18 protein-coding genes are annotated in these 23698 nt (G+C 58.1%); 9 read left to right on the top strand and 9 right to left on the bottom strand.

What is annotated here, in order from left to right:
* Window positions 1–151 precede the first annotated feature (151 nt).
* A complete protein-coding gene (locus PYTT_RS03870; RefSeq protein WP_067773722.1) occupies window positions 152–2842 on the top strand; it encodes a cation-translocating P-type ATPase in 2691 nt (896 codons plus the stop codon).
* 190 nt (window positions 2843–3032) lie between these two features.
* Here the strand turns inward: PYTT_RS03870 and PYTT_RS03875 are convergent, their stop codons facing one another.
* The 6 genes from PYTT_RS03875 to PYTT_RS03895 form a co-directional block, all read right to left on the bottom strand.
* Window positions 3033–4967, bottom strand: coding sequence for a heavy metal translocating P-type ATPase (locus PYTT_RS03875; RefSeq protein WP_067773685.1), 1935 nt, complete (start codon window positions 4965–4967; stop codon window positions 3033–3035).
* A 1-nt stretch (window position 4968) separates the two neighbouring features.
* Window positions 4969–5322, bottom strand: a complete 354-nt coding sequence (locus tag PYTT_RS03880; RefSeq protein WP_067773682.1) for an ArsR/SmtB family transcription factor — start codon at window positions 5320–5322, stop codon at window positions 4969–4971.
* Between the two features lie 187 nt (window positions 5323–5509).
* Complete coding sequence (locus PYTT_RS13870; RefSeq protein ID WP_141675733.1) at window positions 5510–5614, bottom strand: AURKAIP1/COX24 domain-containing protein; 105 nt, start codon at window positions 5612–5614, stop codon at window positions 5510–5512.
* Between the two features lie 45 nt (window positions 5615–5659).
* Window positions 5660–6535: an ATP phosphoribosyltransferase gene (hisG, locus tag PYTT_RS03885; protein ID WP_067773680.1), complete on the bottom strand. Its 876-nt coding sequence runs from the start codon at window positions 6533–6535 to the stop codon at window positions 5660–5662.
* A gap of 130 nt (window positions 6536–6665) precedes the next feature.
* Complete coding sequence (locus PYTT_RS03890; RefSeq protein ID WP_067773677.1) at window positions 6666–7589, bottom strand: DUF3472 domain-containing protein; 924 nt, start codon at window positions 7587–7589, stop codon at window positions 6666–6668.
* 61 nt (window positions 7590–7650) lie between these two features.
* Window positions 7651–8508, bottom strand: a complete 858-nt coding sequence (locus PYTT_RS03895; protein ID WP_067773673.1) for a carbon-nitrogen hydrolase — start codon at window positions 8506–8508, stop codon at window positions 7651–7653.
* A 200-nt stretch (window positions 8509–8708) separates the two neighbouring features.
* On the opposite strand from PYTT_RS03895, the gene rpoD reads away from it, so the two are divergent.
* The 6 genes from rpoD to rpsO all read left to right on the top strand — a co-directional run bounded on the left by rpoD (window position 8709) and on the right by rpsO (window position 17412).
* Complete coding sequence (gene rpoD, locus PYTT_RS13875) at window positions 8709–10922, top strand: RNA polymerase sigma factor RpoD (protein ID WP_083076525.1); 2214 nt, start codon at window positions 8709–8711, stop codon at window positions 10920–10922.
* Between the two features lie 163 nt (window positions 10923–11085).
* Window positions 11086–13755: a secretin GspD/PilQ domain-containing protein gene (locus tag PYTT_RS03905; protein ID WP_067773670.1), complete on the top strand. Its 2670-nt coding sequence runs from the start codon at window positions 11086–11088 to the stop codon at window positions 13753–13755.
* A gap of 14 nt (window positions 13756–13769) precedes the next feature.
* On the top strand, window positions 13770–15431 hold the full coding sequence (locus tag PYTT_RS03910) for a hypothetical protein (RefSeq protein ID WP_067773667.1): 1662 nt from the start codon (window positions 13770–13772) through the stop codon (window positions 15429–15431).
* Between the two features lie 28 nt (window positions 15432–15459).
* The gene (locus PYTT_RS03915; RefSeq protein ID WP_067773664.1) at window positions 15460–16215 is read left to right on the top strand and encodes a lysophospholipid acyltransferase family protein; all 756 of its coding nucleotides are present in this window, start codon (window positions 15460–15462) and stop codon (window positions 16213–16215) included.
* A complete protein-coding gene (gene folD / locus PYTT_RS03920; RefSeq protein WP_067773661.1) occupies window positions 16164–17039 on the top strand; it encodes a bifunctional methylenetetrahydrofolate dehydrogenase/methenyltetrahydrofolate cyclohydrolase FolD in 876 nt (291 codons plus the stop codon). Before PYTT_RS03915 ends, folD begins: the two co-directional genes overlap by 52 nt.
* A 121-nt stretch (window positions 17040–17160) precedes the next feature.
* Window positions 17161–17412 carry a 30S ribosomal protein S15 gene (gene rpsO, locus PYTT_RS03925; protein ID WP_067773658.1) on the top strand — a complete coding sequence of 84 codons (252 nt, stop codon included), beginning with the start codon at window positions 17161–17163 and terminating at the stop codon, window positions 17410–17412.
* 103 nt (window positions 17413–17515) lie between these two features.
* Here the strand turns inward: rpsO and PYTT_RS03930 are convergent, their stop codons facing one another.
* The gene (locus tag PYTT_RS03930; RefSeq protein ID WP_067773655.1) at window positions 17516–18565 is read right to left on the bottom strand and encodes a glycosyltransferase family 8 protein; all 1050 of its coding nucleotides are present in this window, start codon (window positions 18563–18565) and stop codon (window positions 17516–17518) included.
* An 88-nt stretch (window positions 18566–18653) separates the two neighbouring features.
* Between PYTT_RS03930 and PYTT_RS03935 the strand changes: the two genes are divergently transcribed.
* Window positions 18654–20138: a beta-N-acetylhexosaminidase gene (locus tag PYTT_RS03935; protein ID WP_067773652.1), complete on the top strand. Its 1485-nt coding sequence runs from the start codon at window positions 18654–18656 to the stop codon at window positions 20136–20138.
* 143 nt (window positions 20139–20281) lie between these two features.
* Entirely contained in the window at window positions 20282–21295 is a 1014-nt protein-coding gene (locus PYTT_RS03940) for a tyrosine-type recombinase/integrase (RefSeq protein ID WP_067773649.1), read from the top strand.
* An 86-nt stretch (window positions 21296–21381) separates the two neighbouring features.
* Here PYTT_RS03940 and sucD read toward each other — a convergent pair whose 3' ends face one another.
* Window positions 21382–22269 (bottom strand): succinate--CoA ligase subunit alpha, encoded by an 888-nt coding sequence (gene sucD, locus PYTT_RS03945; protein WP_067773646.1) that lies wholly within the window; start codon window positions 22267–22269, stop codon window positions 21382–21384.
* 32 nt (window positions 22270–22301) lie between these two features.
* Window positions 22302–23483 carry an ADP-forming succinate--CoA ligase subunit beta gene (gene sucC / locus PYTT_RS03950; protein ID WP_067773644.1) on the bottom strand — a complete coding sequence of 394 codons (1182 nt, stop codon included), beginning with the start codon at window positions 23481–23483 and terminating at the stop codon, window positions 22302–22304.
* Window positions 23484–23698 lie beyond the last annotated feature (215 nt).

Genomic DNA, 23698 nt, shown 5'->3' on the forward strand with positions numbered 1-23698 from the left:
AATCTCACGGCTCGGACACCATCATCATATCGACACACACATGGACCAATCATCCAGCGACGACAACGGCAGCATTCCCCTAAGTAGCAGCAAAACAAACGCATCCCGACCACGCGAAGGCATGACCACCTCTCCCTGTGAGAACACGGCCATGCCTTTTTCGTGCCCCGAACCATGGCACGCAAAAAGCACAGAAACCGTCTGCGCCACCCTCGCCACCACCCGGAACGGCCTCAGCGATGCCGAAGCGGAACAACGGCTCCGCCTCTGCGGCCGCAACGAACTCCGTGCCAAAGAACCGAAAACCACCCTCCGAATGATCCGGGAACACATGGCCGATCCCATGATCCTCATCCTCATCGGAGCAGCCATCCTCTCGGCATGCCTCGACGAATGGACGGAAGGCTTCGTCATCCTCGCCATCGTCATCCTCAACACCATCATCGGCATCGTTCAGGAAAAAAAAGCGGAATCGGCTCTTGAAGCCCTCCGCAGCATGAACACCCCCCATGCCAAAGCGCTTCGCCAAGGAGAGGAAAGCATCATCCCCTCCTCCATGCTCGTCCCCGGCGACATCGTCTTCCTTGAAGACGGCTCCATGGTACCCGCGGACATCCGACTCATCGAATCATCCAACCTCCAGATACAGGAAGCTTCCCTCACAGGAGAATCCCTCCCCTCCAGCAAAAACGCCATTGCCGAACTCCCGGAAAACTGCCCCCTCGGCGACCGGAAAAACATGGCCTACGCCTCCTCCATCGTCACCTACGGCCGTGGCACCGGCATCGTCACCGCCACCGGCATGCACACCGAAGTAGGCAGCATCGCCGGAATGCTCGAAAACCAGGACGAGCTGGACACCCCGCTCAAACGCAAACTCAACGCCGTCGGCAAAACCCTCACCATCGTCGGCATCATCGTCTGCATCCTCATCTTCGCGCTCGGCTTCCTCTACCAGCGCCCCCTCGTCCCGCAGCTCATGATCGCCATCTCGCTGGCCATCTCCATCATCCCGGAAGGCTTACCCGCCACCGCCACCATCGTCATGGCCCTGGGTGTTCAGCGCATGGCGAAACGCAACGCCCTCGTCCGCAAACTCCCCGCCGTCGAAACCCTCGGCAATGCCACCGTCATCTGCAGCGACAAAACGGGCACCCTCACCCTCAACAGGATGACCGTCACCCACCTCGCCGCCGGGCAAGGCCTCACCCTAGGCTCCGTCGTCCCGCTTGCGAAAGCGGTCGAAGCCCCCGATTCCTACACCCGCCTCATCCATGCGGCAGCCTTGTGCAACAACGCCTCCCTCGACCCCGACCGCGCAGGCGAAATCATTGGAGACCCCACCGAAGGAGCCCTCATCCACCTCGCCGCCGCCTTCGGCATCAACCAGGCGCAACTGGAAACCGCACACCCCCGCCTCCTCGAACACCCCTTCGACTCCGACAGAAAACGGATGTCCACCGTCAACCTCACCGACGGGCAGCATATCCTCTACACCAAAGGAGCCCCCGACTCCATCCTCGCGCAATGCACCAGCATCTTCGACGGCACCGAAATACGCCCCATCACGCAGGAAGACAGGGAACGCATCGCCGCCATTGCCGACTCCATGTCGGAACAGGCCCTGCGCGTCCTCGGCTTCGCTGTCAGGGAAATCGATACCCTGCCTGCCTCCGGCGATGAAAACCTCGAACACGGCCTCACCTTCGTCGGCCTCGCGGGCATGATCGACCCTCCGCGCAAAGAAGTCGCCGAATCCGTCCGCATCTGCCGCGAAGCCGGCATCCGCACCGTCATGATCACCGGAGACCACCGCAACACCGCCCGCGCCATCGCGCAGGAACTCGGCATCTGGCACCCCGGAGGCACCATCGTCACCGGAGAAGAACTCTCCCGCATGACCCCCGCCCAACTCGACGCCGCCGTCAAAACAACCACCGTCTTCGCCCGCGTCTCCCCGGCGGACAAACTCGACATCATCCAATCGCTCAAACGAAACGGCGAAATCGCCGCCATGACCGGAGACGGCGTCAACGACTCCCCCGCCCTCAAAGCGGCAGACATCGGCGTCGCCATGGGCATCACCGGAACCGACGTCGCCAAAGGTGCCTCCGACATGATCCTCCTCGACGACAGCTTCACCACCATCGCCCAAGCCATCAAGGAAGGTCGCCGTGTCTACCGGAACATCCAGAAAGTCATCCAGTTCCTCCTCGTCGGCAACATCGCGGAAATCGCCACCCTCTTCATCGCCACCCTCCTCAACTGGCAATCCCCCCTCCTCGGCGTCCACATCCTCTGGGTCAACCTCGCCACCGCCACCCTGCCCGCCCTCGCCCTCGGCGTAGACCCGGCGGACAGGCACATCATGAAATACAAACCCGTCAAATCGGGAACCCTCTTCGAGCGCGACCTCATCACCCGCGTCGTCTCGCAGGGCCTCTTCGTCGCCGCCATGACCCTCGCCGCCTACTGGTACGGCAACCGCGCAGGCGGCCACGCCACCGGCCAGACCATGGCCTTCTCCGTCCTCGCCCTCTCGCAAATGCTCCGATCCTTCAACCAGCGCTCCAACACCTCCCCCATCTGGGTACGGGCCGAAGGCCACAACCCGTGGCTCTGGGTCGCCTTCGCCGTCTCGGCAGCTCTAATGGCCTGCCTCCTCTTCATCCCCTCGCTCCAGCAAGCCTTCCGGCTCACCTGGCTCAGCGGCACGGAATGGGCCATCGTCGCAGGCGTCTCCTTCCTCTCCATCGTCCAGATGGAAATCGCGAAACTCGTTCGGAAACTGCGGAACCCCGATGCCGCCACGGCCTCATCACCGCATACGCAGCAAGGCTGAGCACCGCACGTATCACGCGGCATCTCCTCCCGGGCATCCCACGGCTCTCCCTGGGTGCCCGGAAAATCATTCGCCCCCATGCCGCCTACAATCACCGCATACCGCGCCTCGCGGAACACCGGATCCATCCCCCCGTCAACACGAACACCGCCACAACCGGAAACGCCCGGCTCAAACACACATCCAGCCCTCAACCGAAACGGGCAAACCCGCGCAACGCATTCAACGAAGCAAGAATCGACACCCCCACATCCGCAAACACAGCTTCCCACGTCGTCGCCACTCCGAGCACCCCCATCGCCAGCACAACACCCTTCACCCCGGCAATCAACCATATATTCTGCCGTACCAGCCGCCGGGCATGCTGCGCCAACCCGAACGCTATCGGCAGCTTCGACAAATCATTCGCCATCAGCACCACATCGGCCGCCTCCATCGCCACATCCGAACCGAGGCCTCCCATGGCGATACCGATATCCGCCCGAGTCAGCACCGGCGCATCATTCATCCCGTCACCCACGAAAGCCACATACCCCTTACCGCCAAGCCTTCTCTGAAACAACTCCAGACAAGAAACCTTCGCATCCGGCAACAAATTCGTATGGAACGTCGGAATCCTTAAACGGCGCGCCACATACTGGCCGGCAACCACAGTATCGCCTGTCAGCACAGCCAACTCGCACCCGGCACCCCTCAAAAAATCAACCACCGCAGGCGCAGCCCCCCTCATCCGGTCCGCCAGCTTGATACGCCCGGCATACACCCCATCCACAGCAAGCTCCACAACCACAGAACCGTCCTCCTTATCATCGGCCTGCAACACCACCCCTGCCTCCTGCAGCCACGACGCCTTGCCCACCATCACAAAACGCCCCTTCAGCATGCCGCATACCCCCTTGCCCGCCACCACCTTGCCATCCTCCACCCGCTCCAGCTCCCGAGAGCCACTCCAAGCCCGCACGATCGACCGCGCGATAGGATGAGGCGACACGGCCTCCAAAGAAGCCGCAACAAACAAAATATCCTTCCTCGAAAACGGCGGCCAAGCCCTCACCTCCGACACCTCAAAATCTCCCTCCGTCAGAGTTCCCGTCTTATCGAAAGCCACCATCCGCACCCGGTTCAACGCATCTACAAACGCACTCCCCTTGAACAGAATCCCCAGCCGCGACGCCCGGCCGATGGCCGCACAAAACGTCAGAGGAATCGACAGCACCAGCGCGCACGGACAGGAAATCACCAGCAGAATAACCCCGCGCCGCAGCCCCTCCGCCCAGGACACATCGCCCAACAGGGGAAACAGCACCGCCAGCAGGCAAGCTGCCGCCACCACGCACGGCGTATACCATGAGGAAATCCTCGTAATCAAATTCTCCAGCTTCGTCTTGCGCTCCGCCGAAGCCTGCACGATCTCCAGCACCCGCGCAGCCGTCGAATCCTCCCACCTCTTACGCACCCGCACCGCAAGCACCCCCGAAAGATTCACACAGCCGGAAAGCACCTCATCCCCTACCGAAACTTCACGGGGCAACGACTCCCCCGTCAACGAACTCGTATCCAGAGAAGACACCCCCTCCAGCACCACGCCATCCACCGGCACACGCTCTCCCGGATGCACCAACAGGCAATCTCCCGGCACCGCCTCGGCGGCAGGCACCTCGCGCGTATGGCCCTCCGCATCGCGCACACGGGCCGTATCCGGCCTCAACTGCATCAAAGATGAAATCGACTGCTTCGACTTCGCCACCGAACGCTCCTGCAAATGCTCGCCGACCAGATAAAACAGCATAATCGCCACCCCCTCCGCATACTCGCCCAGATAAAACGCCCCAAGCGAAGCCACCGTCATCAGGAAATTCTCATCGAACACCCTGCCCCGCAAAACATTCCTCGCGGCAGCAGCCATCACATGCCCTCCGGCCACCACATAAGCCGCCGCATAGCAGGCAACCCCTTCCCAACCCTCGCCGAACATCCACCCGGCAAACGCCAAACCGGCGGCAACCGCAAACCGCACCGCCATCAGCCAATCCTGCCTGCGCAAATCATGCCCGGCCATGGAATCGCCGGCCCGAAAAACCTGCCCGCAGCCCTCTCCATCATTGCATCCGCACGTCTTCATCATCTCATTCATGCAAATGTTCCAAACCCATCTCGAGAATCATACGCACATGATCGTCCGCCAGCGCGTAAAACACATTCTTCCCCTTCCGCTGCGCCCGAACCAGCTTCTCCCGCTTCAAAATATTCAACTGATGAGAAATCGCCGGCCGGGTCATCCCCAGAATATCCGCCAAATCGCTCACGCACCACACTGCTCCTTCGAGCGCACACAACACCTTCAACCTCGTACTATCGCCGAACACCTTGAAAAAATCGGACAACTCGTACAAATCCTCATCGGGCAGCATCCCGGCGCGAGCCCGCTGCACCTCCTCGCCATGCTTCAACAAACCTGCATCGATAGAAATAGATCTCATATTGATTAAACGATTGCTTAATCGATAAATTATCACAAAGAGTAAAAACCGTCAAGAAAAACCCAGCGAAAAATGACACCATCAACTCCCACCCGCAAGCCGCCAATAACCTGCAAAAAAAACGGTGCCATTCCACTGAATGACACCGTGCGATTTTTCGGCCCTCACGCCGCTTGCGGAAAGCCACTTAGGACTTGTAACGCAAACGCTTCTTGTGACGGTTCTGGCGCATGCGCTTGGAGCGCTTGTGCTTGTTGATTTTGGTCTTACGACGTTTTTTCAGCGATCCCATATTTGTATGTTTTCGTTATGTGTTCTCTTAGGAGAATGTTCCGGCCTAGTACACCAGCTTATTCAGCGAGTACTCGATGATACCTTCCGCGCCGAGGGCCTTCAGTTGGGGAATCATGTCGCGGGCGACGGATTCGTCAATCACGGTTTCGACGGCCACCCAGCCATCGTCCGAAAGCGGAGAAACCGTCGGGCGGCGCAGGGAGGGAAGAGTTTCGACGAGAGTGGTCAGAGACTCCTTCGGGAGATTCATCTTCAGCCCCACCTTGCCGCGGGCCTCGAGCGCGCCGCGCAGCATCATCACGATATTGGTAAGCTTCTCGCGCTTCCAGTCGTCCTGCATCGCCTTCTTATTGGCGATGAACTGCGGGTAGGAAGTCATCAGCGTATCCACAATGCGCAGCTTGTTGGCGCGGATGGAACTGCCCGTCTCGGTAATATCCACAATGGCATCCACCAGATCCGGCACCTTCACTTCCGTCGCACCCCACGAAAACTCCACATCGGCCTTCACGCCCTTTTCAGCCAGCCAGCGCTCGGTAATACCCACGCCTTCCGTGGCAATGCGCTTGCCCTCGAGATCCTCAGCCGTACGGATGGGGGAATCTTCCGGCACCACGAGCACCCAGCGCGTCGGCTTCGAGGTCGCCTTGGAATACTGAAGATCCGTCAACACGTCCACATCGGCGCGGTTTTCGTAAATCCAGTCCTTACCGGTAATCCCACAGTCGATAAAGCCTTGATGCACGTAGCGGCCGATCTCCTGAGCGCGAATAAGGTACAACTCCAGAGAGTCGTCATCGGAGGTAGGCTTGTAGCTACGGCTTGATACGTAAATATTGAAGCCTGCCTTGCGGAACAATTCAACGGTAGCATCCTGAAGGCTACCCTTGGGCAATGCGAGTTTCAGCTTGTTTGACATGACAGAAGGGAGATAAAACTACCATTCGGCCCCATTGTCAAGGCGAAAGAAGGCCATCGAAGCAAATCCCGCATACGGGAACGCTCCATGGCCCTCCTTTCCTTCAACCGGTTCGCTGCACACAAACCGCTCATTCCGCATACTTCTCCTGTTGATAAACGGGAGCCTTGATAATATCCATCACCTCCTTGCCCGGAACCGTACGCTTGGACGACGCAGGCAACTCCTTGGAAGAGAACAGCGGGAAAGAGGGATCAGCCTCCAGCGCACCGCCTGTCGCGATGGAATGCATACCACGGGCAGCATTCAACTCAGCGCGCACATGCTTGGAAGGAGTACCGTCGCCCGTAAAATCGTTCTTGGAAGCCTGCAGCCACTGACCGTCGGACTGGAGGGAGAACACGGGGCCGTACGTCGCCTTGCGCACATGCTTCGTCGACTCGTAGTTGCGGCGAAAATCCTCCACAAAACTCACCGCATACCCGAGCCCCTTCGGATCGGCATAGGTACGCCAGCAGGAAATCAACTCCCACTTCTTCGCCTTGTCATTATACACATAGCCGGAAAGCTGCCGCGTACCGGGGCCGTCTTCCTTATCCACCACGAGGAACTTAAGCACATCGCCCACCTTCCAGTCGAAATCGCGCATACTATTGCCGCCCGTACCTTCTCCGCCGAAACGGCGCGTACGCACACCGTCGCCCTTCTTGATCAAAAGCGCACGCTGGTCTTCGGGCACCACATGAGGATTATCACCCTGCGGCACCGGATCCCAAATCGAAAAAATCACCACGGGAGAACCATCCGCCACTTCCTGAAAACCGATATAGCCGTTATGGAAATTGGCCGCGCAGAAATACGTACCGGGCGCACTCTCGTTAGCCTGGGCTTCAACGTAAATCGCCTTCGTCTTGTCCGCAATCGGCATGTGATGCATGTGCACGGAACGGCACTGGCGCTTCACGAGTTCTTCGGGAGAAGGCCCTTCCGCATGGAGAAGGGTACTGCATGTAATGGCCGCGGAAGCGGCGAACAGAATGGATGACAGATTCATAAATGAAATAGATTGGTAGGAATACGGCATGAACCGCCCTAATCTTCCAAAAAAGACAATCTTATTTTCCCCAGCGCTTCAAAACGCCTCCGTAGGAATCAATACGCCGGTCACGGAAAAACGGCCAAATACGGCGATGGTCCTCCAATGCCGCCAGATCCAGATCCGCATACAAAACCGTCTCCTCCGAAACGGAAGCCTTCGCCACAATCTGCCCGCAGTAATCGGACACGAACGACTGCCCCCAGAACTCCGTCTCGCCCTCCGTCCCCACGCGATTCACACTGCACACATAACAGCCGTTCGCCACGCCGTGGCCGCGCTGCACCGTCTCCCACGCGCAATGCTGCGCCGTACCGAGTGCCGGCTTCTCCTCAGGAAGCCAGCCGATCGCCGTCGGATAGAAAAGAATCTCCGCACCCTCCATCGCCGTCAGCCGTGCAGCCTCCGGATACCACTGGTCCCAGCAGATCAGCACCCCGATGCGACCGAACCGCGTCTCGAAACACTTATACCCCAAATCTCCGGGAGTAAAATAAAACTTCTCCTCAAAACCGGGATCCTGCGGAATATGCATCTTGCGGTACAGACCCAGGAACGCACCGTCCGCATCCACCACCCACGCCGTATTGTGGTACAGCCCCGTGGCACGCTTCTCGAAACCGGCAGCCACAATCACCACGCCCAGCTCCCGGGCCAAAGCCTGATGGGAGGCCGTCAACTCGCCGGGCAACGATTCCGCCGCATCGAACTCCCCGCAATCCTGCGTACGGCAGAAATAAAGCGTCGTAAAAAGCTCCTGCGTACAGACAATCTGCGCCCCGTTGGCCGCCGCTTCGCGAATGGCCTCCTCCGTGCGTTTCTTATTCGTCGCAATATCTGCAGACACATTTTGTTGAATCAGCGCAATCCTTGGCATGAACGAGAATTACCGACAGACAGTCCAAAAGTCAAGAACAAGCTTATCCGGCTTCTCTTCCGGCAACACAATCCAAACAAAGACAATCATCACACAGGAAATGCTTGACACATTTTCAGGAATCGTTACAATGCCCTCCCGATCAGTCAAACCTTGACAAAATCGGTAATGGGTGGATTTTACCCCAAATTTTGCATGCCATGACAAAACCGAAGCAAAACTCCTCATCTTCTGCGGCAAAACCCGCCAAACCGGCTCAAAAAACCGAAGCGGAACCTACAGGCAAGAAAACAGATACCAAGGCAGCGGCTTCAAAACCGGTCGCCAAAAAAGCGGCTCCCGCTGGCGATGCGAAAAAAGCCCCGGCGGCCAAACAATCGGTCCCCGCTCCCGCCAAAAAGGCTTCCGCCCCGAAAGCAGCCAAGGCTCCGGCGAAACCCGAACCCGAAGCGGAACCAAAGGCCGACCGCGCCAAAACAACCAAATCCCCCAAAGTATCCGCACGGGAACTTCAGGAATTCTTCCCGGACGACATCACCCTCAAAACCGCCTTCAAACAGCTCGTCACCATCGCCAAGAAAAAAGGCGGCTACGTGACCGACGACGACATCTTCGACGCGCTGCCCGACGACGGTTACGACCCGCAGGACGGCGAAATCATATTTGAACGCCTGCACTCCCTCGGCATCGAAGTACGCGACGACGCCCCCGTCGCACCCACCCCCCTTCAGCTCTCCGGACTTCCCGGCGGTAAAAAAGCCAAAAAGGGTCACAAGGTAGAACCGGTCCGCGGCATCGTCGACACCCCCGGCGTACAGGAAAAAATCCGCGAACTCATCCTCCTGGCCAACGAACAGGGCTACCTCACCTACGACGACATCAACGACGTCCTGCCCAACGACATGATCGACCCTCAGGACTACGAGGAAATCATGGAACGCCTGCGCAGCATGCAGTTCGACATCATCGACGCCTCGGACGTGGACAGCTACAGCGACCGCCAGCGCCTCTCCGACATCGAGGAAGAAGACGAAACCGAGAAGATGGAAGCCAAGCTCGACATCCTCGACGACCCGGTTCGCATGTACCTCAAGCAAATGGGCCAGAAAGACCTCCTGTCCAGGCAGGAAGAAGTCGCCATCTCCCTGCGCATCGAAAAAGCCGAAGACGAACTCCAGAAGCACATCCACCGCTTCGGCACCGTCTACTCCTACTACCTCGACTTCGCAGACAAAGTCATCCGCAACGAAGAACGCTTCGACCGCATCGTCATCGACAAAAACATCGACCGCCGCGACAAATACCTCAAGGAAGTCCACCGCCTCATGGGCCGCGTCATCGAAGCACATGAAGACGCCCAAAGCGCCTACGTCCGCCTTCACAAGGCACGCAAAAGCGGCAAGGCCGTAACCGCCTACGAAAACTCCTTCAACGAATCCCGCGACGAACTCACCGAACTCTTCAGCCAGTTCTCCTTCAAAAGCAAAATCTTTGAAGACTTCGTCGAAAAACTTCGTGAACTCCGCCTCAAAATCAAAAAACTGACCAAACAGCTCGACAGCAACCCCGACAACAAGGAACATCAGGACGCCTTGCGGGAATACGAAATGCAGGTCTGGATGCCGGTAGACGAATTCTTCGAAACCTACCAGCAAATGAAAGTCAGCGCCAAGGAAGCCCAGCGCGCCAAAAAGGAAATGATCGAAGCCAACCTCCGCCTCGTCATCTCCATTGCGAAAAAATACACGAACCGCGGCCTCGCCTTCCTCGACCTCATTCAGGAAGGCAACATGGGCCTCATGAAAGCCGTGGAAAAATTCGAATACCGCCGCGGCTACAAATTCTCCACCTACGCCACATGGTGGATCAGGCAGGCCATCACCCGCTCCATCGCCGACCAGGCGCGCACCATCCGCATCCCGGTACACATGATCGAAACCATCAACAAGCTCATGCGCGTCCAGAAAAAACTCGTGCAGGACCTTGGCCGCGAACCAACACCGGAAGAAATCTCGGTGGACAGCGGCATGCCGGTGGACCGCGTACGCTCCGTCCTCAAAATGGCGCAGCAGCCCATCTCCATGCAGCAGCCCGTCGGCGACTCGGATGACACCTCCTTCGGCGACTTCCTCGAAGACAAAACTGCCGAAAACCCCATGGAAGGAGCCTCCTTCGCCTCCCTGCGCGAAAAACTGCACGGCGTACTCGACACGCTCAACGAACGTGAACGCGCCGTCATCGAACAGCGCTTCGGCCTCCGCGACGGCAACCCGCGCACCCTCGAAGAAGTCGGTCGCCAATTCAACGTCACTCGCGAACGCATCCGCCAGATCGAAGCCAAGGCTCTTCGCAAACTGCGCCACCCCACGCGCATCAGCCGCATCAAGGGCTTCCTCGACTCCACAGGCGCTTGATCTCAAGCTCCCTGCCCCGGCAAGCGGTCACATTGCCTCTCCTTCAAAACCCGTCCGGTTCACCGGACGGGTTTTATCGCAGCATCCGCCCGAGAAAAATTCAAAAAAGTGAGTTTTTCGAGTGACTTGACCGGATCAATTGTGTAAGATACCCCCGCTATTTATGTTTGTCCCGTACTCTCGCAAAGCTTTCTCGTATGTCGGCTCGGTATTGCTGCTTGCCGCATCCTCGGTGGCCCTTGGAGGGAACACTTCTGACAGTCAGGCACTTGCCCTCACACAGGAAGCGGACACCCTCTATTGCAGCAACCAAATCGCGGCAGCGCAGAAAAAATACGAAGAAGCCCTGAAAATGGCACAACAGGGATCCTCGCCGCAGCTGATCGCCCAAATCAGCGAACGGTACAATCGTTGCGCCCACGTCAGCCCGGCAGCCCTCAACCTCAACGCCAAAACGGCCGCCCACAAACAGGACGACACAGCCGAAGCCATGCAATATCTGGAGGAAGGCCGCCATGCCTATGCCGCCAAGAAATACAGCACAGCCGTCACCCTCTACACGCAGGCCCTCGAAGCCCTGCCCGACGCCCCTGCCACCAAAGACCGCCGTGCCTTCCTCCTCCTCAGCCTTGCCGATGCCGAACTTGCCACAGCCCACGACTACACGGCCGTAGGCCGCTACGACGAAGCCCGGGTCTTCCTGCAAAACGCCCTCCGGCACAACCCTTCCAGCCTTGCCGTTAAAGACGCCCTCAGCAAACTGGAAGACTCCGTACGCAACAACCCCGCCATCACACCGGAACACATCGGCAACATCGCCGAAGTCGACCGCCTGCTCGCCCTTGCCTACGGATACTACGGACTCGGACAATTCGACAAAGCCTACAAAACCTTCCAGGACGTCCTCCGCATCGACTCCTACAACACCGCTGCGCAGCAGGGCATGGAAAAAACATCCAACGCCAAAGCGCGCTACTACACGGCAGCCCGCAACAGTGCACGCTCCAAGGCGCTTGCAGACGTCTCCGCAGCATGGGAGGAACCCATTCCCCCGGACGAACTGCCCGCCGACAACCTCGGCGCCGACATCGGCAGCGACGCCCGCGTACAGGAATCCGACATGGACAAACTTTTGTCCTCCGTCAACATCAGCAAAATCAACCTCGAAGACGCCGACATCAACGAAGCGATGGAAGTCGTCCGCGCGCAAATCCGCCTGTACTCCGAAAACTCGGGCAGCCCCGTCTCAGTCAACATCAACACCAACTTCGGAGCCCCCGGCAGCCCCCTGTACAAGCAGATCATGGATCGGCGCGTCAGCCTCGACCTCACCAACATCTCGCTGAAAAACCTGCTCGATGTCATCTCCGCCAAAACGGGGACGGCATACTACCCCACGACCGCAGGACTCGAATTCACCTACTCCGGCCGGGATGCGGGCCCACTGGAAACACGCACCTTCCGCGTACCGCCGAGCTTCTTCAACGAAGCCCCGACCGACGAAGACGACACCTCCGACGTCTTCTCGACGGAATCCAAAAACTCCGTCTCCATCTCCCGAGTCGACCCGAAACGCTCACTTGCCGCTCACGGCATCACCTTCCCGCCCGGCTCCGCCGTCCAGTACCTGCCCGCTTCATGGTCCCTCACCGTCCGCAACACGCCCACCAACCTGCAGGACATCCAGACAATCGTCTCCTCCCTCGAATCGCCGGATCGCCAAATCGTGCTGAACGTCACCATGATGGAAGTCAACGAAAGCACGCTCAATGAACTCGGCTTCGACTGGCTTGTCGACATCTCCTTCGGCAGCCACACCTTCGGCGGCGGCGGCACACCCCAGAAATCCCCCTCTGCGGACGGCATCATGGACCAGGTACCCGTCCTCGGCACCGTCACCAACAGTGCGCCCGTCGTCTCGGCCGGCTTGCGCAGCGGCGGCCAGGTCTTCCAGACGGACTCCATCGACAAACTCATCGCCGCAGGATCTTCGGCAGGCTTCTCCGGCGCCAGCGCACAACGCGCACCGGCCATCCTTGCAGCGCGAGGCATCTGGTCCGTGGCGGACGTCACCGTCATCATGCACGGCCTGAACCAGAAAAAAGGCACCGACATTCTGGGCAATCCGCAACTCGTCGTCAAACCGGGCGCCGAGCAGACAATCTTCTCGGACATGAAAGTCATGTTCTACCCGGAATCGTACGATCAGCCGCAAATCGCCCAAACGCAAATGCCCTTTGCACGCAACGGCGTGAACATCGGCGGACAGAACTTCGACGTCCGCGGACGCATCAACGTCCCTCTGGTCACACCGGCCTTCCCGAACTCCTTCATCAAATACGGCGGCGACAATGAAAATCCGGGTGACGGCATCGGCACCGCCCTCGTCGTCCACGATGCCGAACTGGATGAAGAAAAAAACATCGTCCGGTTGAGCCTCACCACTTACCAGAACGAATTCGACGGCTTTGTCAACTATGGCACCCCCGTCACGCAGGCAGTCATGAACGACAACGGCGACGTCATCCAAGCCGTCATGACCGAAAACAAAATCCTCAAACCCATCTTCACCAGCAAAATGGCCAACACCAGCGTCTCCATCGTTCCGGGCAATGTTCTCGTACTCGGTGGCGTTCGCAAATCCCGCCTCGTCAAATTCCAGGACAAAATCCCCATCCTTGGCGACGCACCTCTCATCGGCCGATTCTTCCGCTCGGAAGGTGAAGAAAAGGAAACCAAAGTCTTCATCATCTTCGCCAAAGTGGACGTCATTGATCCCACCGGCCGCGACCCGCGCACGGGCGAACGCCCCGGCGCTCTGACAAGCAAATAATTGTTCACGCTATCATGAGCCAGTCTCCCAACAGCGAGGATGCGAACACGCAGTCCTCATCCATTATTCGCCAATTGCAGGAAAACAAGCCCGGTGTCGAAAAATCCCGGGAAGTCGTCATCGATCAAAACGGACAGAAAGTTATTCGCGTCACCAAAAAACGGCGCGTCGCCATGACGGCGGAAGAACAGCAACACAAAAAACGCAGGAACCTGAAAAAATTCAGCATCCTCTCCGTCCTCTCCTTCATCATCCTCCTCGCCGCCTGCTTCCTCTTCTTCATGGTAAGGGCATCAAGCATGAGCTCACCCTCCTATGCTACCGCCAAACAAACCGAACTCTCGCAAGCGTGGGGAGCAGACGTCAAAATCGAAGGACTGAGCATCGAAAACTTCCAATTGCGCATCACCTCGCTCACGGCCACTTTCCCCGAAAACAGCAACATCGAAAAAGTGGAACTGCGCGGCATCCGCGGCGGCATCGGGCTCCGCAGCTACATCAACGGCGTACTGGCTGGCGACATCCTGACGGTCGACTACGCCAAAATAACCCTGCGCGACAATGCAGCAACCATTCGCATCCCCCGCTTCTCGGGCGAACGGATGTGGGAATTCAACCGCGTATCATGCAAAGAATTCATCGTCGGATTCTCTGGCAACAATGCTCCCTTCACCATCAAAACGAGCGCCTACATGTACGAAACCGCATCGGGCAACCACACCCTCTACATCGGCCAGAACAGCGAACTCCCCAGCGAACTCCTTCTGCGCGGCTGGAAAACGCCCATCACCGCACTGAAAGGCTCCGTACAGGTCTCCCAGACGGGACTCTCGCACATCAGCATCTCCGGCGACATCGGACTGAACGCCACGATCGACCTCTCCGGCAATGCCATGGAAGGAACCTCTCCGCAAGGCGACTTGAACATCGAATCCTCCGGCATCGCCCTTTCCCTCCTGACCAACAAGAACATATCGGGCTTTCTGGATGCGCAGACACGCAAAGACCCCGTCTCCGCCAACAAAAACAACGTCAAGGCACAATTCAAACTGCCGTACGGCAGCCTCCAACAGCCGGAAATCAACGGCGAACTCACCCTGCAAAACATCCGCATCTCCAAACTGCCGGCATTTGCCTACCTCATCAACAGCCTGCCCAAGGACAAAGTGGACAAATACATCGCCCCGGTCTTCTCTCGCGGCAACATCACCCTCGCGCACCAGCCCGATGGAGGCCTGAAAATCGACCTCGCAAACCTGAACGAATTCACCGTATTCGAAGCCAAAGGCTCCATTGTCATCGGTGCCGACAACACACTGGGAGGCAACCTCTCCCTCGGCGTACCCACGCGCATCACCTCCCAAAAATACACCGACCAGATCCCTGACCCCATCTTCGATGACGACCATAGGACATCGTGGCTGAACATCACCTTGAAAGGCACGGTCGATGCACCCGGCGACAATGCCGACGAGCTGGAAGCAAAGGCCGTCGAATTGAGAAAAATGCGCGAAACGAACGAAGCGCCTATCGCCCCGACCCCGGTAAAAAGCCCTGTAGACAGCAACGGCAACATACCCGTCGCACCCTCTACCTCCTTCCCCTCGCTGCTTGATCCGGGGCAACCCGGCAACACGGCCTTGGATCAATTTCAGAACACACTGAACAGCAACTGAGCATCCCAAGTTCGCCGATATCCGCATCATGGCGTCAGGAGAAACCAAATACAATCCCAGCACGGAAAAACGTTCGAAATGGTGGACGCGCTGTGCCGGCAACCTGTTATGGGCCGCCATCCAGACTCTTTGTGCGACATTGCGGGTGCGGACATGCAGGGAAAACCCGTCCGACACCCTCGGAGACGAAACCCCCTGCATCGTCGCACTCTGGCATAACCGGACCCTCATCCCCTGCTACATCTACCGGAAGCTTCGCATCAAGCGCCCGATGTGCGTCCTGACCAGCGCCAGCAAAGACGGAGCCCTCCTCGAAACCGTCGCCAACAGATACGGAATCAGTGCTATCCGCGGCTCCAGCGGGCGTCGGGGTGCCACTGCATTCATCGAAATGCGGAAATATCTTCGCAACGGCGGCAATCTTTGCATCACGCCGGACGGCCCCAAAGGCCCCTGCTACCGCTCGCATCAAGGCGTCATCAAACTCGCCTCCATGACGGGAGTCCCCATCTCGCCCGTCTGCATTGATTACAGCTCGTACTGGCGCATCAACCGAACATGGGACCGCTTCGCGATCCCCGTACCGTTCGCGAAGGTCGTCATGTATTGGAAATCTCCCCTGCACGTTCCGCCCGACCTCACCCCCGAGCAAATCGACGAATACTGCCGACGACTCGACCTCCTCCTGAGCGCCGGAGCCCCCGATTTCGCACCTCTCACCACCACACCATCATGCAACGTATCGAAGGAAAAACAGTCGCAGAAGCAGTCCTCGCCACACTGAAACAGGAAATCGCAGCCATGGGCGCACAAGGCTGCACGCCCGGCCTCGCCGTCGTCCTCGTAGGTGAAGACCCCGCCTCCCAAGTCTATGTCGGCTCCAAGGTCAAAGCCTGTGCCGAACTGGGCATGTACTCCCAGAAATGGGCCATGCCCGCCGAAACCACACAGGAAGAATTGATCGACCTCATCAAGCAATTGAACGCCGACGACCGCATCCACGGCATCCTTGTCCAGAGCCCGCCCCCGGCGCACATCGATGAAGAAGCAGTCGTCCGCGCCATCGACCCGCGCAAGGATGTGGACGGCTTCCACCCCGAAAACGTCGCCAAACTCGTACTGGAAGATGAAACGGGCTTCGTCCCCTGCACACCTCTCGGCTGCATGGAACTCCTCAAAGCTGCGGGCATCTGCACACAGGGAGCACATGCCGTCGTCATCGGCCGCAGCATGATCGTCGGCAAACCCATGGCCAACCTCCTCCTCTCCCGCAAGGCGAATGCCACCGTCACCATCGCCCATTCGCGCACGAAAGACCTGCCCGCCGTCTGCCGCACGGCAGATATTCTCATCGCCGCCGTCGGCCGCCCCGAAATGGTCACGGCAGATTACGTCAAGGAAGGCGCCGTCGTCATCGACGTAGGCATCAACCGCATCGAAGACCCCACCCGCCCGAGGGGTTACCGCATTGTCGGCGATGTGGATTTCGAATCCGTCGCACCCAAATGCAAAGCCATCACCCCCGTGCCGGGCGGCGTTGGCCCCATGACCATCGCCATGCTCATGTCGAACACCGTCAAAGCCTGCAAACAGCTTGCCGCACAGTAAATTCCGGACACAAGGCAAGAATTTGTCTTGAAATGCCCGTAGAACCTGCTACCATCACCCCACCTTGTCGGGTCGATTGCCGCAGCCACGAAAATTAACCCAAACACAAGAATAACAAGATATGAGCGAAATCAATCTCCAGGACTTCAAGATGCACGCGAACGACACTGGCAGCTCCAGCTACCAGATCGCCATTCTCACCAAACGCATCCTTCATTTGACTGCCCACCTCGGCGAAAACAAGCATGACTTTGCTTCCCGCCGCGGCCTGCTTCAGATGGTGGCTCGCCGCCGCAAGCTCCTTGATTATCTCAAGCGCGAAGACGAAGCTCTGTACAAGAGCCTTCTGCAACGCCTTGGCCTTCGTCGATAAAACCTATCGTTCGAAGACTCGTTTACCATACAACCGCAGGGTATCCGCCTTGCGGTTGTTTTTTATTCCACCTGCGGGACAAACGGAAAGAAAACCAAGCAGCTCAATCCTTTCGGCTGCCGGGAGCCAGAGCCTGCAGCAGCGCACCGTAACCGCGCAGAATGCGGGGGCAGCGGACAAACAGCCGGGGAATGCACATCAGCGCCCGGGCAAGCAAGGGATGCCGCCTTCCAAGCTCCATCATGCGCACAGGCACATAGGGCACGCATCCTGCCCAGGGCGAACGCCTCCAAGCCGCAAAAAACATCTCGTCGTACCGGTCAAGGCTCCCCTTGAGAATGTTCGGCTTCGTCGCAGCATAATGCACAATCGCCGGATTCCAATACGCCTCCCGCAGCTCCTCCGCACTGTACACGAAAGGCGGCACACACGCGGCCTCTCCCTGCTCCGCATCCTCGGCGAACAGGGGAATCGCCACATAGCGGTACGGCATCACTTTCATCCTGCCGCGCAGCACCTTATTCATCACATCCTGATCGGCCCAGGCCAAAACAGCCGGATCGGCCGTCCGGGCGCAATCGACCAGCTTCCGGTGCCACCCCTCGCGGCGCATCGCGTCCAGATCCATCAGCATCTGCGCAAAATGATAGGGCAGGCCGTCGCGGGGCACTTCGAGCCGCTCGTGAAAAGACTGCATCAGAGGTTCGAATGTATCCCGGTAGCGCCCCACCAGCTGCCAAACGGGCGCCGCAAGCGGGCATCCTTCCAAATCCATGGCAAAAAGCTCAGTCAAATCATCGCACACCAGCACATCGGCATCCAGATACAGCACGCGCTTCACCTCGTTCGGCAGCAGATCGGGAAGCAGAAAACGGTAATACGTCGCCGCCGTAAAACGCCCGCCGGCAGGCAAATCGAGCAACTCGCTCCGCACGTCAAGCCACGTCACCCGGAACTCGAACCTCTGCTTCAAATCCTCGATCCCCCGCCTCACGCGATCCGTCACACCTCCATCCAGAATATACACATCGTAAATCGTATCCGGATGTGCAGACTCCAACAGGGAAAGCACTGCAATCCCCAAAGGAACGGAAAAATGGGCATCGGCCGAAAAGGCGACGGCCGGGTGCTGGGGTACAGGCGGAACACTCATGTCTGAAATCTCTGAAAATGCTAAAACTGCAGCCGTAAAAAGTCAAGAAAAGATGATAGGACACATACGGGCGGATCGTACTGTACATATGATACGAACGATAGGGACAATACTCGCCATCGCGCTGTATACCCTGCATGCCCAAGCCCAGCAAACGAACATCATACCGGAACCGCTGGAATACACGAGCACGGGGCAAACCATCGATCTCGCAGGGCAACAGGACACCCTGCCCGGAGAAATCGTCGTCATGACCCAACCCACCGGCATGGGAGCGGCGAGCTACATTCTTGAAATCGCACCCGGCAGAACCACCATCACAGCCGAAGATGCCGACGGCGAACACTACGCCCGCCAAACCCTTCAGCAACTCATCGACCTGGCCAAATACGAAGGCCAGCCCATCCCAGCCTGCACCATCAAGGACAAACCGAGATACGCATGGCGGGGACTGATGATCGACCCTGCCCGGTATCACTGGAGCGTCGAGGACATCGAGAAATACATCGAACTCATGTCCTACTACAAATACAACAAACTCCATCTACACCTCACGGACGATCAGGGCTGGCGCTTCCCCGTACCCAGCTACGACAGATTGCAGGGAATCGCCTCCAAACGCAGCGAAACCGCTGGCGACGGCAAACCTCACGGCGGCTTCTACACGAGAGAGGATATGAAACGCCTCGTCGACTTCGCCGCCAAGCACCGCATCGAACTCATCCCGGAATTCTCCCTGCCCGCCCATGTACAGGCTCTTGCCGCCGCCTATCCCGAAATGGTCTGCTACCCTGGCGACAACATTGAGGTACGCACCATCCCCGGCAAAAGCAAAGATCTGCTCTGCCCCAGCAACGAAGACGTCTTTCGCTTCTACGACGCCCTCTTCAACGAATCGAAACAACTCTTCCCGTCCCCCTATATCCACATCGGAGGAGAAGAAATACCTCTCGAAAACTGGAACACCTGCCCCAACTGCGTCCAATACAGAAAAAAATACGAATTGGCGGCTCCGAACGACCAGCTTCGCCACGTCACGGAACGCATGGTCACCTTACTCGCGCAACACGGCAAAAAACCATTACGCTGGTATAATCCCTCCCTGGACGACAGCTATGCGGAAGGCTCCATCGTCTATACGGCGGACAGCAACAATGCGACCGGTACACTGAAGCAGGCCGAAGCGAAAAAACTTCTGGTCATCTGCGCTCCGGCCGAATACGTCTCCCTCGACTACCCTCAGCAGAAAAACGACTGCCCCGACAATAAATTTTCCAACATTCTCCCTATCGTACCCCTTGAAAAAACATATTCCTTCGATCCGGGAAACGGACTGTCTCCGGAAGCGCAAGCGCACATACTCGGTGTGGAAGGCACCCTGTGGGGAGAACAAATCGACACCCTTTCCCGTGCCCTCTTCATGAGCTATCCGAGGGCCTTCGCCTTGAGCGAAGCGGCATGGTCGCCCATGAACGTTCGCTCCTGGCCTCATTTTGAAAAAAAGGCAAAAATGCACATCAATCTACTTTCCAGGAAGTGGAAAGTAGACGTTTCCCGGCCTTCAGGGCAATAACATCAACATAGACAAGTCATTCTTGCCCTATTCCTCAGCAGAAAACTTGCACAGGCGGTAATCTATAAATTTACCCATCAGAGCATAGATGATGTATGATAAGGCGTGCTTGCAAGCATGCACTCACGCTTAATACAACCACTATGCAAAAAACGAAAGACCATATACTTGCCCAATCGATACTTGCTCCCATAGGAATTTCCCTCATCGATGCCGCACGCATCGTACGGGAATTGATGGAAGAATGTCCCGAAAGCGACGATCAACCCATCTCCCATTGCCGGAGAGCCATCCGCCTTGCCGCCGACGCCATGCGGCAGGAAGAAAGAACCGTCACCTTCCGGGAAGCCGTCGAAGCCACCCTGAAAAGCAAAGCACACCGCCGCCCGCGCACCGTTGCCGAAATCCGGCAGATCGCCACGCGGCTCATGAAGGAAATACCGGGACTGGGAGACCGCCTCGTACGTACCATCACCACCGCAGATTGTCAGGAAATCTTCGACACCGTCTTCGACTCGACCCGGCAAAAATACAAAGCCCGCACCATCCTGCACGGCATCTTCACCATCAGCAAGAAAAGAGGCTGGTGCGATGAAAACCCGGTCGGCCGCACCGACGCGCCCTCGCTGCATGAAACCGAAATCCGCGCACTCATGCCGGAAGAGATCAAACGGCTCCAGAGCCAGATCCGCCGCCACCACAACCGCGCCTGCGCCCCTGCCGTCGCACTCATGCTCTATGCGGGCATCCGCCCTCACGAAGTCACCAGGCTCACATGGAACGACATCGACTTCGAAGAGAAAATCATCGCCTTGCGCCCGCAGCATACCAAAACGGGCGGTGCACGCCACGTCCACATCCCGCCCGTCCTGGAACGCTGGCTGTGCCGGTACAGGCCCGCAACCGACCACAACAAAGCCATCTGCCCGCCCAACTGGAGCCGCCGCTGGCAACGGCTGCGCAAAGCCGCCGGCTTCGACAAAACATGGCAGCAGGACTGCCTGCGCCACACCTTCGCCAGCTATCACGCCAAATACTTCCGCAACTACCCCTTGCTCCAGATGGAAATGGGGCACCGCTCCGCCGATCTTCTGCGCACGCGCTACGTCAACATGAGCGGCATCACCCGGCAGGAAGCCAAACAATTCTGGCGCTAATTTTCTCCCCTCTCTACTTCCTGAAAAGAAAAGCCCGCGACCTTCGGAAGGCCGCGGGCTTTCAATATCGTGTGCAACGGGTGCGTTTACAGCAGACCCTTTTGCTTCATGGCTTCCACGAGCGTCTTGCCCATCTCGCCCGGCGTCGGAGCTACCAGAATACCCGCTTCGCGCAGGGCTTCCTGCTTGGCGGCGGCTGTGCCCTTGCCACCTGCCACAATGGCGCCTGCATGGCCCATGCGGCGGCCGGGAGGAGCCGTAGCACCGGCGATAAAGGCGGCCACGGGCTTCTTGCAATTGTCCTTGATCCAGGCGGCGGCTTCCTCTTCTTCGGAACCACCGATTTCACCGATCAGAATAAAGGCATCCGTATCGGGATCTTCGGCAAACAACTTCACGGCATCGAGATGGGTCATCCCGTGCACGGGGTCGCCGCCGATGCCGATCGACGTCGACTGTCCGAGGCCGAGATTGGAAACCTGCCAGACGGCTTCATACGTCAGCGTGCCGGAGCGCGACACGATGCCGATGCGGCCGGGCTTGTGAATATAGCCGGGCATGATCCCCGCCTTGCATTGGCCGGGGGTAATGATGCCGGGGCAGTTCGGGCCGATCAGCGTGCATTTCCTGCCTTCGATGAACTTCTTGGCCTTCTGCATATCCTGAATCGGAATCCCTTCCGTGATGCAGATGATCAGTTCGATCCCGGCGTCTGCCGCTTCCATGATCGCATCCGCAGCAAAGGGCGGCGGCACGAAAATCATCGTGGCATTGCAACCCGTCGCTTTGCGGGCATCCTGCACCGAATCGAAAATCGGTACCTTGCCTTCAAAGAGCTGGCCACCTTTGCCGGGCGTAACGCCGGCGACAACATTGGTGCCGTAATCCATGCATGCCTTGGCATGCGAAGCCCCGGCGGAACCGGTGATACCCTGGACGAGAAGACGCGTATTTTTATCAACAAGTACGGACATTTCAGTTAATGAGTTAAAAGGTCAATAGGCAATTACTTGGTAGCCGCCACGGCCTTTTGGGCCGCATCGTCCAGACTGTCGGCCGAGATGATGGCCACACCGCTATCCGCAAGAATCTTCTTGCCCAGTTCGACATTCGTACCCTCGAGGCGAACCACGAGAGGAATCTGCATATCGATCGTGCGGGCCGCGTTCACCACGCCGAGCGCAATCACATCGCAACGCATGATGCCGCCGAAAATATTCACGAGAATGGCCTTCACCTGCTCGTCCTTGGTCAGGATGCGGAAGGCATTCGTCACCATCTCTTCCGTGGCGCTGCCGCCTACGTCGAGGAAATTGGCGGGAGCTCCGCCGTAGTGCTTGATGATATCCATCGTAGCCATGGCAAGGCCGGCGCCGTTCACGAGGCAGCCGATATTGCCGTCGAGGCCGATATAGTTCAGATTGTACTGGCTGGCTTCGACTTCGCGGGGATCTTCTTCCGTCACATCGCGCATCTCCATGATCTCGGGATGGCGGTACAGGGCATTGTCATCGAAATTGAACTTGGCGTCGAGAGCCATCACGCGATCGTCCGTCGTCACCACCAGCGGATTGATTTCCACCAGCGAACAATCGAGCGACGAGAACAACTTGTACACGTTCGTAATGAACTTCGTGGCCTGGCGGAGAAGAGCGCCGCGGAGATTCAGGGCGCAGGCGATCTTGAGAGCCTGGAAGGGAAGAAGTCCGAACACGGGATCGATGTATTCCTTCACAATCGCGTCGGGATCGGTCTCGGCGACCTCTTCGATATTCATGCCGCCCTTGGTGCTGGCGACAATCACCGGGCACTTGCGGGCGCGGTCCTGAAGGATGGCGAAATAGTATTCGTGCTTGAGATCCACCGCTTCGGCGATCATCACCTTGCTCACAAGCTTGCCGGTTTCCCCCGTCTGCTTGGTCACAAGCACTTCTCCCAACATCCTGGAAGCGACGTCCTTCACCTCATCGACAGTTTTGACGAGATGCACGCCGCCCTTGAAGCCATTCTTGAATGTACCTTTGCCGCGACCGCCTGCATGAACCTGAGCCTTGACGACATACTCCTTGAGATCCATGGATGCCGCTACTTCGGCGGCTTCCTCCGGCGTGCTGGCAGGCAATCCCTGTGGCGTCGCAACGCCGAAACGGTTGAATAGCTGCTTGGCTTGATATTCGTGAATATTCATTTGTAGCGCTTTCGCTTTGAGTTTAGCTCCGGTTAGCCTACCCCCTGCCTCCGTTCAGGTCAAGGGTAAAACGGACAAAAATCAGATTTTCACAAGAACCGGAGCAGCCGCAGCCTTCCTGCCGGATAAACGGGGAAGGCATCCATCGCAACATCAGGCAGAGGCAACAACACCCCGAACAGCCCTCCGCCGAACGCAACTGGCATCCCCGGCCG

Source organism: Neoakkermansia glycaniphila (assembly GCF_900097105.1).
GTDB lineage: Bacteria > Verrucomicrobiota > Verrucomicrobiia > Verrucomicrobiales > Akkermansiaceae > Akkermansia > Akkermansia glycaniphila.

Bases quoted from the DNA above. Each gene is read 5' to 3' on its own strand.
- PYTT_RS03870 (WP_067773722.1), top strand. From the start codon at position 152: ATGCCTTTTTCGTGCCCCGAACCATGGCACGCAAAAAGCACAGAAACC.
- PYTT_RS03875 (WP_067773685.1), bottom strand. From the start codon at position 4,967: ATGATGAAGACGTGCGGATGCAATGATGGAGAGGGCTGCGGGCAGGTT.
- PYTT_RS03880 (WP_067773682.1), bottom strand. From the start codon at position 5,322: ATGAGATCTATTTCTATCGATGCAGGTTTGTTGAAGCATGGCGAGGAG.
- PYTT_RS13870 (WP_141675733.1), bottom strand. From the start codon at position 5,614: ATGGGATCGCTGAAAAAACGTCGTAAGACCAAAATCAACAAGCACAAG.
- hisG (WP_067773680.1), bottom strand. From the start codon at position 6,535: ATGTCAAACAAGCTGAAACTCGCATTGCCCAAGGGTAGCCTTCAGGAT.
- PYTT_RS03890 (WP_067773677.1), bottom strand. From the start codon at position 7,589: ATGAATCTGTCATCCATTCTGTTCGCCGCTTCCGCGGCCATTACATGC.
- PYTT_RS03895 (WP_067773673.1), bottom strand. From the start codon at position 8,508: ATGCCAAGGATTGCGCTGATTCAACAAAATGTGTCTGCAGATATTGCG.
- rpoD (WP_083076525.1), top strand. From the start codon at position 8,709: ATGACAAAACCGAAGCAAAACTCCTCATCTTCTGCGGCAAAACCCGCC.
- PYTT_RS03905 (WP_067773670.1), top strand. From the start codon at position 11,086: ATGTTTGTCCCGTACTCTCGCAAAGCTTTCTCGTATGTCGGCTCGGTA.
- PYTT_RS03910 (WP_067773667.1), top strand. From the start codon at position 13,770: ATGAGCCAGTCTCCCAACAGCGAGGATGCGAACACGCAGTCCTCATCC.
- PYTT_RS03915 (WP_067773664.1), top strand. From the start codon at position 15,460: ATGGCGTCAGGAGAAACCAAATACAATCCCAGCACGGAAAAACGTTCG.
- folD (WP_067773661.1), top strand. From the start codon at position 16,164: ATGCAACGTATCGAAGGAAAAACAGTCGCAGAAGCAGTCCTCGCCACA.
- rpsO (WP_067773658.1), top strand. From the start codon at position 17,161: ATGAGCGAAATCAATCTCCAGGACTTCAAGATGCACGCGAACGACACT.
- PYTT_RS03930 (WP_067773655.1), bottom strand. From the start codon at position 18,565: ATGAGTGTTCCGCCTGTACCCCAGCACCCGGCCGTCGCCTTTTCGGCC.
- PYTT_RS03935 (WP_067773652.1), top strand. From the start codon at position 18,654: ATGATACGAACGATAGGGACAATACTCGCCATCGCGCTGTATACCCTG.
- PYTT_RS03940 (WP_067773649.1), top strand. From the start codon at position 20,282: ATGCAAAAAACGAAAGACCATATACTTGCCCAATCGATACTTGCTCCC.
- sucD (WP_067773646.1), bottom strand. From the start codon at position 22,269: ATGTCCGTACTTGTTGATAAAAATACGCGTCTTCTCGTCCAGGGTATC.
- sucC (WP_067773644.1), bottom strand. From the start codon at position 23,483: ATGAATATTCACGAATATCAAGCCAAGCAGCTATTCAACCGTTTCGGC.